The organism is Serratia proteamaculans, assembly GCF_013337185.1.
Lineage (GTDB): Bacteria > Pseudomonadota > Gammaproteobacteria > Enterobacterales > Enterobacteriaceae > Serratia > Serratia proteamaculans_D.
Map to the genome: position 1 here is coordinate 232,316 of NZ_SWDE01000007.1, position 10,499 is coordinate 242,814.

At 53.5% G+C, this 10,499-nt stretch carries 14 protein-coding genes; 13 read left to right on the plus strand and 1 reads right to left on the minus strand.

Features of this window, described 5'->3' with window-relative positions; all coding sequences use genetic code 11:
- Positions 1-62 precede the first annotated feature (62 nt).
- From kefG to slyD, 4 genes are all read left to right on the plus strand, one after another.
- Positions 63-614 carry a glutathione-regulated potassium-efflux system ancillary protein KefG gene (gene kefG / locus FCL49_RS22170; protein ID WP_012147239.1) on the plus strand — a complete coding sequence of 184 codons (552 nt, stop codon included), beginning with the start codon at positions 63-65 and terminating at the stop codon, positions 612-614.
- A 2-nt stretch (positions 615-616) separates the two neighbouring features.
- Positions 617-2,425: a glutathione-regulated potassium-efflux system protein KefB gene (gene kefB, locus FCL49_RS22175; protein ID WP_174355169.1), complete on the plus strand. Its 1,809-nt coding sequence runs from the start codon at positions 617-619 to the stop codon at positions 2,423-2,425.
- A 14-nt stretch (positions 2,426-2,439) separates the two neighbouring features.
- Positions 2,440-2,643: a YheV family putative zinc ribbon protein gene (locus FCL49_RS22180; protein ID WP_012147237.1), complete on the plus strand. Its 204-nt coding sequence runs from the start codon at positions 2,440-2,442 to the stop codon at positions 2,641-2,643.
- A gap of 122 nt (positions 2,644-2,765) precedes the next feature.
- The gene (gene slyD / locus FCL49_RS22185) at positions 2,766-3,368 is read left to right on the plus strand and encodes a peptidylprolyl isomerase (protein WP_174355170.1); all 603 of its coding nucleotides are present in this window, start codon (positions 2,766-2,768) and stop codon (positions 3,366-3,368) included.
- A gap of 58 nt (positions 3,369-3,426) precedes the next feature.
- Here the strand turns inward: slyD and FCL49_RS22190 are convergent, their stop codons facing one another.
- Positions 3,427-3,654, minus strand: coding sequence for a SlyX family protein (locus FCL49_RS22190; protein WP_012147235.1), 228 nt, complete (start codon positions 3,652-3,654; stop codon positions 3,427-3,429).
- Between the two features lie 369 nt (positions 3,655-4,023).
- Between FCL49_RS22190 and fkpA the strand changes: the two genes are divergently transcribed.
- The 9 genes from fkpA to FCL49_RS22235 all read left to right on the plus strand — a co-directional run.
- On the plus strand, positions 4,024-4,857 hold the full coding sequence (gene fkpA, locus FCL49_RS22195) for an FKBP-type peptidyl-prolyl cis-trans isomerase (RefSeq protein ID WP_099063554.1): 834 nt from the start codon (positions 4,024-4,026) through the stop codon (positions 4,855-4,857).
- Between the two features lie 400 nt (positions 4,858-5,257).
- Positions 5,258-5,980: a helix-turn-helix transcriptional regulator gene (locus tag FCL49_RS22200; protein WP_167519918.1), complete on the plus strand. Its 723-nt coding sequence runs from the start codon at positions 5,258-5,260 to the stop codon at positions 5,978-5,980.
- Positions 5,980-6,369 carry a sulfurtransferase complex subunit TusD gene (gene tusD, locus FCL49_RS22205; protein WP_410001321.1) on the plus strand — a complete coding sequence of 130 codons (390 nt, stop codon included), beginning with the start codon at positions 5,980-5,982 and terminating at the stop codon, positions 6,367-6,369. The genes FCL49_RS22200 and tusD overlap by 1 nt, the downstream gene beginning before the upstream one ends.
- An 8-nt stretch (positions 6,370-6,377) precedes the next feature.
- Positions 6,378-6,737 (plus strand): sulfurtransferase complex subunit TusC, encoded by a 360-nt coding sequence (tusC, locus tag FCL49_RS22210; protein WP_135318317.1) that lies wholly within the window; start codon positions 6,378-6,380, stop codon positions 6,735-6,737.
- Positions 6,738-6,746: 9 nt separating this feature from the next.
- Positions 6,747-7,034, plus strand: a complete 288-nt coding sequence (gene tusB / locus FCL49_RS22215; protein ID WP_174355171.1) for a sulfurtransferase complex subunit TusB — start codon at positions 6,747-6,749, stop codon at positions 7,032-7,034.
- Positions 7,035-7,176: 142 nt separating this feature from the next.
- Positions 7,177-7,551: a 30S ribosomal protein S12 gene (rpsL, locus tag FCL49_RS22220; protein ID WP_004930426.1), complete on the plus strand. Its 375-nt coding sequence runs from the start codon at positions 7,177-7,179 to the stop codon at positions 7,549-7,551.
- A gap of 96 nt (positions 7,552-7,647) precedes the next feature.
- Entirely contained in the window at positions 7,648-8,118 is a 471-nt protein-coding gene (rpsG, locus tag FCL49_RS22225; protein ID WP_012147229.1) for a 30S ribosomal protein S7, read from the plus strand.
- A 97-nt stretch (positions 8,119-8,215) separates the two neighbouring features.
- Positions 8,216-10,330 (plus strand): elongation factor G, encoded by a 2,115-nt coding sequence (gene fusA / locus FCL49_RS22230; protein ID WP_174355172.1) that lies wholly within the window; start codon positions 8,216-8,218, stop codon positions 10,328-10,330.
- Between the two features lie 70 nt (positions 10,331-10,400).
- Positions 10,401-10,499 (plus strand): GTP-binding protein (locus tag FCL49_RS22235; protein ID WP_234369306.1); only part of this gene is annotated, 99 nt, incomplete at its 3' end.

Below are 10,499 nucleotides of genomic sequence, written 5' to 3' on the forward strand. Positions count from 1 at the left end.
TTAGTCTTTGCGGAGCATGGTAACGGAAAACCGCTACCCTGACGACGCTTTGGAGGGGAATGATGTCGCAGCCGCCGAAGGTCTTGCTGCTGTATGCCCATCCGGAATCCCAGGACTCGGTCGCGAATCGGGTTTTGCTTCGACCGGCACAGCAGTTGGAACATGTCACCGTGCACGATTTATACGCGCACTATCCTGATTTTTTTATTGATATTCACCACGAACAACAACTGCTGCGTGAACATCAGGTCATTGTTTTTCAACATCCTCTCTATACCTACAGTTGCCCGGCCCTGCTGAAAGAATGGCTGGACCGCGTGCTGTCGCGTGGTTTTGCCAGCGGCATGGGGGGCAATGCGCTGGCGGGAAAGTACTGGCGTTCGGTGATCACCACCGGTGAACCGGAGGGAGCCTACCGTACCGGCGGTTATAACCGCTATCCGATAGAAGATATTTTGCGCCCGTTTGAGTTGACCGCCGCCATGTGCCATATGCACTGGCTGACGCCGATGCTGGTGTATTGGGCACGTCGGCAGAAGCCGGAGGTGCTGGAAAGCCATGCCACGGCGTATGGCGACTGGCTGCGCAACCCGCTGCCACACGGAGGGAGGTAAACATGGAAGGCTCAACCTTACTGACCGCAATTTTACTGTTTCTGTTCGCTGCGGTGGTCACGGTGCCGATTGCGCGCCGCCTGGGTATTGGCGCGGTATTGGGCTACCTGATCGCCGGCATTGCCATCGGCCCCTGGGGGCTGGGTTTCATTCGCGATGTCGACGAGATCCTTCACTTTTCCGAACTGGGCGTGGTGTTCCTGATGTTTATCATCGGGCTGGAGCTGAACCCCAGCAAGCTGTGGGAATTGCGGCGTTCAATCTTTGGCGTCGGTGCCGGGCAGGTGCTGATTACCGCCGCGGTGCTGGGAGCTCTGCTTTACCTGACGCATTTTGCCTGGCAGGCCGCCGTGATAGGCGGTATCGGGCTGGCGATGTCGTCAACTGCCATGGCGCTGCAGCTGATGCGCGAGAAAGGCATGAACCGCAATGAAGGCGGCCAACTGGGGTTCTCGGTGCTGCTGTTCCAGGATATGGCGGTGATCCCGGCGCTGGCGCTGATCCCCATTCTCGCCGGGGCCGGTGGCAGCAGTGACGACTGGGCACAAATTGCACTCAAGGTGGCGGCGTTCGGCGGCATGCTGATTGGCGGGCGGTTCCTGTTGCGGCCACTGTTCCGCTATATCGCCTCTTCCGGGGTACGTGAAATATTCACCGCGGCCGCTCTGCTGGTGGTGCTGGGGGCGGCGCTGTTTATGGATGCGCTCGGTCTGTCGATGGCGCTCGGCACCTTTATCGCCGGCGTGTTGCTGGCCGAGAGTGAATATCGCCATGAGCTGGAGATTTCAATCGAGCCGTTCAAGGGGCTGCTGCTGGGGCTGTTCTTTATCTCGGTGGGCATGGCGCTGAATATCGGCGTACTCTATACCCATCTGGCCGAAGTGCTGCTGGGTGTGGTGCTGCTGGTGGCGATCAAGTCGGGGATACTGTATTCGCTGTCGCGTATTTTTGGCCTGCGCAGTTCGGTGCGTTTGCAGTTTGCCGGCGTGCTTAGCCAGGGCGGAGAGTTTGCCTTCGTCCTGTTTTCGGCGGCGGGCACGCAGAAAGTACTGCAGTCCGATCAACTCGCGCTGTTGCTGGTGGTAGTGACATTGTCGATGATGACTACGCCACTGTTGATGCAAATTATTGACCGCATTCTGGTACGGCGATACAACGCCAGGGATGAAGACGAAGAGACGCCGTATGTGGAGGACGATGACCCGCAGGTGATCATCGTCGGCTTCGGGCGCTTTGGTCAGGTGATCGGCCGATTGCTGATGGCCAACAAAATGCGCATCACCGTATTGGAGCGCGATGTCAGCGCCGTTGGCGTGCTGCGCCGCTACGGTTACAAGGTCTATTACGGCGACGCCACCGAACTGGAGCTGCTGCGTGCGGCCGGTGCGACCAAGGCCAGGTCGATCGTGATCACCTGTAATGAGCCGGAAGACACCATGGAAATCGTGCGCCTGTGCCAGCAACATTTCCCCGACCTGAGCATTTTGGCGCGAGCACGCGGTCGCGTGGAGGCGCACGAATTGCTGCAGGCCGGGGTCAAGCAGTTCAGCCGCGAAACCTTCTCCAGCGCGCTGGAACTGGGGCGAAAGGCACTGATGGAGTTAGGCATGCATCCCCATCAGGCCTACCGCGCGCAACAGCACTTCCGCCGGCTGGACATGCGTATGCTGCGTGAATTGATGCCGCCGCATCACGGCGATGTGGCGCAAATTTCCCGCGTGAAAGAAGCGCGGCGTGAGTTGGAAGAACTTTTCCACCGAGAAATGCAAAAAGAGAGTCGCCAGTTCGACGGCTGGGATGAATACGAATAATTTGGAGCACTGAGATGTCTGCAACACGTAAAAGATTTATCGCCGGAGCGGTCTGCCCGAGCTGTAAGGCTATGGATACGCTGGCAGTTTGGCGTGAAGACCAGGTCGAAGTGGTGGAGTGCGTCAAGTGCGGCCATCACCAGCGGCAGACCGAAGAACAGGTGGAAAAGCACGTCCGGCCGCAGGAGCAGGTGATCGGTATTTTCCATCCGGAGTAGCGTTATCGGGCGCGATTTTTTATGCTGAAGGGTACAGCGGGAAAGATTTCCGATACAATCTGTCCGGTTAAGGCGCGGCCCCCATGACGGTTGCGTCCAAGTATCCAACGGTAGGAGATATCATGAAAGTAGCAAAAGACTTGGTGGTCAGCCTGGCTTACCAAGTACGTACAGAAGACGGTGTTTTGGTTGATGAGTCTCCGGTGAGTGCGCCGCTGGACTATCTGCATGGGCATGGTTCACTGATTGCGGGTCTGGAAAAAGCACTCGAAGGCCACGAAGCGGGCGATCGTTTTGACGTGAATGTTGGCGCTAACGATGCGTACGGCAACTACGACGAAAACCTGGTGCAGCGCGTGCCGAAAGACGTCTTTATGGGCGTTGACGAGTTGGAAGTGGGTATGCGCTTCCTGGCTGATACCGATCAGGGCCCAGTGCCGGTCGAAATCACCGAAGTGGATGGCGACCACGTAGTGGTTGACGGTAACCACATGCTGGCGGGTCAGAACCTGAACTTCAACGTGGAAGTTGTCGCGATCCGCGAAGCTACCGCTGAAGAACTGGCGCACGGCCACGTACATGGCGAGCACGATCATCACCACGACCATGAACACGGTGACGGCTGCTGCGGCGGTCATGGCCATGACCACGATCATGACCATGCACACGACCAGGCTCCGGCCAAGAAAGGCGGTTGCGGTAACGGCGGTTGCGGTTGCCACTAATCGCAATGCTGTAACGGCAAAAAAGGGCGGCCCTGGGGCTGCCCTTTTTTATGGTTTATCAATAATGTGGCGGAGGAGTTTCTTCCGACTGTGAAGCGATCATTGACGTTTGGCTAGAACGCAGTTTATCGGTCAGCACGCGCAGGTGCTCTTGTAATTTCAGCATTTCAAACTGGTGCTGCACCACGATCTGATTGAGCTCTTCGATGGTGACTTCCTGGAAGGCCTGACGACTCTCCAACTCTTCCAGCCGCAGTAACAGGCTGTGGTTATCGGCGTTGTGCATGGTGCTACCTCTGACGCGGTTTAATCCTGAATCTGACGCTATGTTAACAGCTGCCGCCGGCTTTGCGCTGCGCTATTTCACCCCGTTTCGCGGGTGCGATAACCGAACGCGTCACAGCACTGTGTAAAGTGCTGAAAAATAGAGCGCTTACCTTGAGCAGATTTGTTACCGTTGGGCATCGGATGATGGAAAAATCTGATTTATCATATGGGTAGCAGATTAAAGGAAACTTCTGTTTAAAGCTGGAGTCACACTTTGACTCGATTGGTTACCTGTGTGACTGTTTTGTTTTGTTTCGGACAGCTATAGTAGCCCGGTTATCTTACTTAATGATTGTTTGGGGCATCGCTTCAGACACTGGAGAAATGGATGAAATCTTTGTTTAAAGTCACGCTTCTGGCAACCACCATGGCTTTTGCTTTGAATGCGACCCAGGTTATGGCTGCTGATGCAGCTAAACCAGCAGAAGCGGCTAAAGCTGCCGATGCGGCACCAAGCACTGGCAAGTTCAAGAGCGATGACGAGCAAGCGGCTTACGCACTGGGTGCATCCCTGGGCCGTTACATGGACAACTCGCTGAAAGAGCAAGAAAAACTGGGCATTAAACTGGACAAAGACCAGTTGATCTCAGGCGTTCAGGACGCTTTTGCTAACAAAAGCAAGCTGAACGATGCAGATATCGAAAAAACCCTGCAGAGCTTTGAAGCACGCGTGAAGGCTTCCGCTCAGGCGAAGATGGAGCAGGACGCGAAAGATAACGAAGCGAAAGGCACCAAGTACCGTGATACCTTCGCTAAAGAAAAAGGCGTGAAGAAAACCGAGTCTGGCCTGCTGTATCAGGTAGAGAAACCAGGTACCGGCGCGGCGCCTAAAGACAGCGATACCGTTGTGGTGAACTACAAGGGCACCCTGACCGACGGTACCGAGTTTGATAACTCTTATACCCGTGGTGAGCCACTGTCATTCCGTCTGGACGGTGTGATCCCAGGCTGGACTGAAGGCCTGAAACACATCAAGAAAGGCGGCAAAATCAAGCTGGTTATCCCACCGGCGCTGGCCTACGGTAAAACTGGCGTCCCGGGTATTCCGGCTAACTCCACTCTGGTGTTCGACGTCGAGCTGCTGGATGTGAAAGCCGCGCCGAAAGCGGACGCCAAGGCTGAGAAACCGGCTGACGCAGCGGCTGATGCCAAAGCGCAGTAAGTCTGTCTGAGTCCCACACCGCCGCGAACATTCTTCGCGGCGGTGTTCATTTCAGCCTGCTAAATCAGGCGTAACTTTTACTTCCTCCCCCACTGATCGCTTGACGCCTGCCGGGCATCGGGCTTAACGTCAATACCACGCGCAAACGCAAGGGCTTTACTCTGGCTGTTTTGCTAGACTAATTATCCGGACTTATAAGTCATGCGCCTGCCCCTTAGGGCGTGTACCTAAAACTGTTCCTGGCCGTCAAGGCCGGCGGACGCACATTGTGCTGTTTCAGACTGATATCAGCCAGCCACCCTGCGGAATCACAAGGGTGTGCCGCCTGTGGAAGGGAACCCGCACGAGCAGTTTTAGCTGCGCCCCCTGGCACAGGCGATCTTTGAGGGTGGTATTTTCGATGTCTAATTCGCTTTTATCCAGCGAAGCCAGCGAACTTGATTTGCTGAACGAACGTCCGTTTACCCAAACGGATCATGAAATTTTGAAGTCTTACGAAGCGGTAGTTGATGGCCTGGCGATGTTAATCGGTGGGCATTGTGAGATCGTGCTGCACGCACTGGAAGACTTGAAATGCTCGGCGGTACGTATTGCCAACGGTGAGCATACCGGGCGGCAAATCGGTTCGCCGATTACCGATCTGGCGCTGCGCATGTTGCATGACATGGCCGGCAATGACAGTAGCGTATCGCAGGCCTATTTTACTCGCGCCAAGAGCGGTGTGCTGATGAAGTCGGTGACTATTGCCATCCGCAATCGCGAGCAGCGAGTGATCGGCCTGCTGTGTATCAACATGAACCTCGACGTGCCTTTCTCGCAGGTGATGCAGACATTTATGCCGCCGGAAACCCAGGAAGTGGCCCCTTCGGTCAACTTTGCGTCCTCCGTTGACGATCTGGTGGCACAAACGCTGGAGTTCACCATCGAAGAAGTTAATGCCGATCGCAACGTTTCCAACAATGCCAAAAATCGTCAGGTGGTGCTGAACCTCTATGAGAAGGGCATTTTTGACATCAAGGATGCGATTAATCAGGTGGCGGATCGTCTGAATATCTCCAAGCACACCGTCTATCTGTATATCCGCCAGTTCAAAAGCGGCGACCTGGTGGGAACCGAACGCTGATGCTGAATTACTGCCTTGTGGTCACCGGTCCGGCGTATGGCACCCAGCAGGCCAGTAGCGCCTATCAGTTTGCTCAGGCTCTGCTGGCGAAAGGACATCGCCTCTCCAGCGTGTTTTTTTACCGTGAAGGGGTGTTGAACGCCAACCAGCTGACAGCGCCTGCCGGTGATGAGTTTGATTTGGTTCGTGGCTGGGCACAATTGGCGCAGCAACATGGCATCGAGCTCAATGTCTGCGTGGCAGCTGCGTTGCGACGTGGGGTAACCGATGAGCAGGAGGCTGCACAGCAGGGGCTGCCTGTGGCCAACCTGCAGCCGGGTTTTATCCTCAGCGGGTTAGGCTCACTGGCTGAGGCTGCGCTGAGCAGTGACCGCCTGGTGCAGTTCTGAGAGAATTTATGAAACGAGTTGCTTTTGTTTTTACCCAGGGGCCTCACGGCAACGCAGGCGGCAGGGAAGGGCTTGATGCGTTACTGGCCACCTCAGCGCTGAGCGAAGATCTGGGCGTGTTTTTTATCGGTGACGGCGTATTGCAGCTATTGCCGGGGCAGCAACCGGAAAAAATCCTCGCTCGCAATTACATCGCCACCTTTGGTGTACTGCCATTGTATGACGTTGAACAGTGTTATCTGTGCCAGGCATCCTTGCAGGAACGGGGTCTGAGTCAGGTGACTGACTGGGTGCTGGACGCCGAGGTATTGGCACCGGATGCGCTGCGCCAGCAATTGGCCGGCTATGATGCGGTGATGACTTTTTAGGAAATTCTGATGCTGTATACCCTTAGCCGTTCCCCCACTCAATGCGATTTGCCTGCGTTGCTACGCCTGACAGCCGCGGGCGACGACCTGCTGCTGTTACAGGATGGTGTGCTGGCCGGCCTGGCCGGTAGTGCGCATCTTGAATTGCTGCTTAATGCCCCCATATCCCTTTATGCACTGCAAGATGACCTGGAGGCCAGAGGCCTGATTGGTCATTTTTCGCACAAAATCACTGTCATCGGCTATAATCACTTCGTTGAATTAACCGAAAAGCATCGCAGCCAAATGTCCTGGTGATGAGAGTAATGTTGTATATTTCTTGACACCTCTACTACTCAGCCATAAAATTCTGCGTCCCGTACTTTGCCTGTAGTGCATACGGGGGGATTTATCACATGTTTACGAAGCAACAAACGAAGCAAAAACCAGGAGCTTTTTAATGGCAACAATTAATCAGCTGGTACGCAAACCACGCTCTGTGAAGGCTGCTAAAAGCAACGTTCCAGCGCTGGAAGCTTGCCCGCAGAAACGTGGCGTATGTACTCGCGTATATACCACCACTCCTAAGAAACCAAACTCCGCACTGCGTAAAGTATGCCGTGTGCGTTTGACTAACGGTTTTGAAGTTACCTCCTACATCGGCGGTGAAGGTCATAACCTGCAGGAGCACTCCGTGATCCTGATCCGTGGCGGTCGTGTAAAAGACTTGCCAGGTGTGCGTTACCACACCGTCCGTGGTGCACTTGACTGCTCCGGTGTTAAAGACCGTAAGCAAGCTCGTTCCAAGTACGGCGTGAAGAAGCCAAAGGCTTAATGGTTCTCCGTTAAGTAAGGCCAAACATTTTCACTTTAATGTCAAAATAAACTCGTAGAGTTTTGGACAATCCTGAATTAACAACGGAGTATTTCCATGCCACGTCGTCGCGTAATCGGCCAACGTAAAATCCTTCCAGATCCTAAGTTCGGATCCGAACTGTTGGCCAAATTTGTAAACATCCTGATGGTAGATGGTAAAAAATCTACTGCAGAAGCAATCGTCTATACCGCGCTGGAAACCCTGGCTCAGCGTTCTGGTAAAGATCACCTGGAAGCTTTTGAAGTAGCTCTCGACAACGTTCGCCCGACTGTAGAAGTTAAGTCGCGCCGCGTTGGTGGTTCTACTTATCAGGTACCAGTTGAAGTCCGCCCGGTCCGTCGTAATGCTCTGGCAATGCGCTGGATCGTTGATGCTGCTCGTAAACGCGGTGATAAATCCATGGCTCTGCGCTTGGCGAACGAACTTTCTGATGCAGTTGAGAACAAAGGTTCTGCTGTTAAGAAACGTGAAGACGTTCACCGTATGGCAGAAGCCAACAAGGCGTTCGCCCACTACCGCTGGTAATTGCCACGCAGTAGTTATGCTAACCAAGCGGGCGCTTCAAGAAGCCAACCCGCTTGGGTTAACTGAACTTGAACGCCTAAGGCAATAGAGGAATCAAATGGCTCGTAAAACACCCATTGAGCGCTATCGTAACATCGGTATCAGCGCCCACATCGACGCCGGTAAAACGACCACTACCGAACGTGTTTTGTTCTACACCGGTGTAAACCACAAAATCGGTGAAGTGCACGACGGCGCTGCTACCATGGACTGGATGGAGCAGGAGCAGGAACGTGGTATTACCATCACGTCCGCTGCGACTACCTGTTTCTGGTCTGGTATGGCTAAGCAGTTCGACGCACACCACATCAACATCATCGACACCCCAGGACACGTTGACTTCACCATCGAAGTAGAACGTTCCATGCGTGTTCTTGATGGCGCGGTAATGGTTTACTGTGCAGTTGGTGGCGTTCAGCCACAGTCTGAAACCGTATGGCGTCAGGCTAACAAATATAAAGTTCCACGCATCGCGTTCGTTAACAAAATGGACCGCATGGGTGCTAACTTCCTGAAAGTTGTTGATCAGATTGAAAAACGTCTGGGCGCAACTCCGGTTCCTCTGCAGCTGGCTATCGGCGCAGAAGAGAAATTCACCGGTGTTGTTGACCTGGTGAAAATGAAAGCCATCAACTGGAACGAAGCCGATCAGGGCGTGACCTTCGAATACGAAGAGATCCCGGCTGATATGCAAGAACTGGCTGAAGAATGGCGTCAGAAGCTGGTTGAATCCGCTGCTGAAGGTTCTGACGAGCTGATGGAGAAATTCTTTGGCGGCGAAGAGCTGACTGAAGAAGAGATCAAAGCTTCTCTGCGTAAGCGCGTTCTGAAAAACGAAATCATCCTCGTTACCTGTGGTTCTGCGTTTAAAAACAAAGGCGTACAGGCAATGCTGGATGCTGTTGTTGAGTATCTGCCAGCACCAACTGACGTTGAAGCAATCAACGGTATTTTGGATGACGGTAAAGACACTCCAGCAGTTCGTCGTTCTGACGATGCTGAGCCGTTCTCTGCTCTGGCGTTCAAAATCGCTACTGACCCATTCGTGGGTAACCTGACGTTCTTCCGTGTTTACTCCGGTCTTGTTAACTCAGGTGACACTGTATTTAACCCAGTGAAATCTCAGCGTGAACGTCTGGGCCGTATCGTTCAGATGCACGCTAACAAGCGTGAAGAGATCAAAGAAGTTCGCGCAGGCGACATCGCTGCAGCTATCGGTCTGAAAGACGTGACTACCGGTGACACTCTGTGTGATCCGAACAACGTGATCATTCTGGAGCGCATGGAGTTCCCTGAGCCGGTAATCTCCGTTGCAGTTGAACCAAAAACCAAAGCTGACCAGGAAAAAATGGGTCTGGCTCTGGGCCGTCTGGCGAAGGAAGATCCATCATTCCGCGTATGGACTGACGAAGAATCAGGTCAGACTATCATCGCAGGTATGGGTGAACTTCACCTGGACATCCTGGTTGACCGTATGCGTCGTGAATTCAACGTTGAAGCTAACGTGGGCAAACCTCAGGTTGCTTACCGTGAAGCGATTCGTTCGAAAGTTACCGATATCGAAGGTAAACACGCCAAGCAGTCTGGTGGTCGTGGTCAGTATGGTCACGTTGTGATCGACATGTACCCACTGGAGCCGGGCTCGAATCCGAAAGGCTACGAGTTCATCAATGACATTAAAGGTGGTGTGATCCCAACGGAATACATCTCTGCCATTGATAAAGGCCTTCAGGAACAGCTTAAATCAGGTCCACTGGCCGGTTACCCGGTAGTTGATCTCGGTGTGCGTCTGCATTTCGGTTCTTACCACGATGTTGACTCCTCCGAATTGGCGTTTAAACTGGCCGCTTCTATCGCCTTTAAAGATGGCTTTAAGAAAGCGAAACCTGTTTTGCTTGAGCCAATCATGAAGGTTGAAGTTGAAACGCCGGAAGAGAACACTGGTGACGTCATCGGTGACCTTAGCCGTCGTCGTGGTCAACTGAAAGGTCAGGAATCCAACGCTACTGGCGTTCAGATTCACGCTGAAGTTCCGTTGTCCGAGATGTTCGGTTACGCAACTCAACTGCGTTCTCTGACCAAAGGCCGTGCTTCTTACTCCATGGAGTTCCTGAAGTACGATGATGCGCCGAACAACGTCGCTCAGGCCGTTATTGAAGCCCGTGGTAAATAAGCTTTCGGGTTTAACACATTGATCAGTGCTCTCTCCATGAGGGGAGAGCATAAGAGTAAGGAATATAGCCGTGTCTAAAGAAAAATTTGAACGTTCCAAACCGCACGTTAACGTTGGTACTATCGGCCACGTTGACCACGGTAAAACTACCCTGACTGCAGCAATCACT

What these genes read in the sequence shown, in the direction of transcription:
- rpsG (WP_012147229.1), top strand. Translation starts at nt 7,648, where the DNA reads ATGCCACGTCGTCGCGTAATCGGCCAACGTAAAATCCTTCCAGATCCT.
- FCL49_RS22200 (WP_167519918.1), top strand. Translation starts at nt 5,258, where the DNA reads ATGTCTAATTCGCTTTTATCCAGCGAAGCCAGCGAACTTGATTTGCTG.
- FCL49_RS22180 (WP_012147237.1), top strand. Translation starts at nt 2,440, where the DNA reads ATGTCTGCAACACGTAAAAGATTTATCGCCGGAGCGGTCTGCCCGAGC.
- fusA (WP_174355172.1), top strand. Translation starts at nt 8,216, where the DNA reads ATGGCTCGTAAAACACCCATTGAGCGCTATCGTAACATCGGTATCAGC.
- fkpA (WP_099063554.1), top strand. Translation starts at nt 4,024, where the DNA reads ATGAAATCTTTGTTTAAAGTCACGCTTCTGGCAACCACCATGGCTTTT.
- FCL49_RS22190 (WP_012147235.1), bottom strand. Translation starts at nt 3,654, where the DNA reads ATGCACAACGCCGATAACCACAGCCTGTTACTGCGGCTGGAAGAGTTG.
- kefB (WP_174355169.1), top strand. Translation starts at nt 617, where the DNA reads ATGGAAGGCTCAACCTTACTGACCGCAATTTTACTGTTTCTGTTCGCT.
- rpsL (WP_004930426.1), top strand. Translation starts at nt 7,177, where the DNA reads ATGGCAACAATTAATCAGCTGGTACGCAAACCACGCTCTGTGAAGGCT.
- tusD (WP_410001321.1), top strand. Translation starts at nt 5,980, where the DNA reads ATGCTGAATTACTGCCTTGTGGTCACCGGTCCGGCGTATGGCACCCAG.
- slyD (WP_174355170.1), top strand. Translation starts at nt 2,766, where the DNA reads ATGAAAGTAGCAAAAGACTTGGTGGTCAGCCTGGCTTACCAAGTACGT.
- tusC (WP_135318317.1), top strand. Translation starts at nt 6,378, where the DNA reads ATGAAACGAGTTGCTTTTGTTTTTACCCAGGGGCCTCACGGCAACGCA.
- tusB (WP_174355171.1), top strand. Translation starts at nt 6,747, where the DNA reads ATGCTGTATACCCTTAGCCGTTCCCCCACTCAATGCGATTTGCCTGCG.
- kefG (WP_012147239.1), top strand. Translation starts at nt 63, where the DNA reads ATGTCGCAGCCGCCGAAGGTCTTGCTGCTGTATGCCCATCCGGAATCC.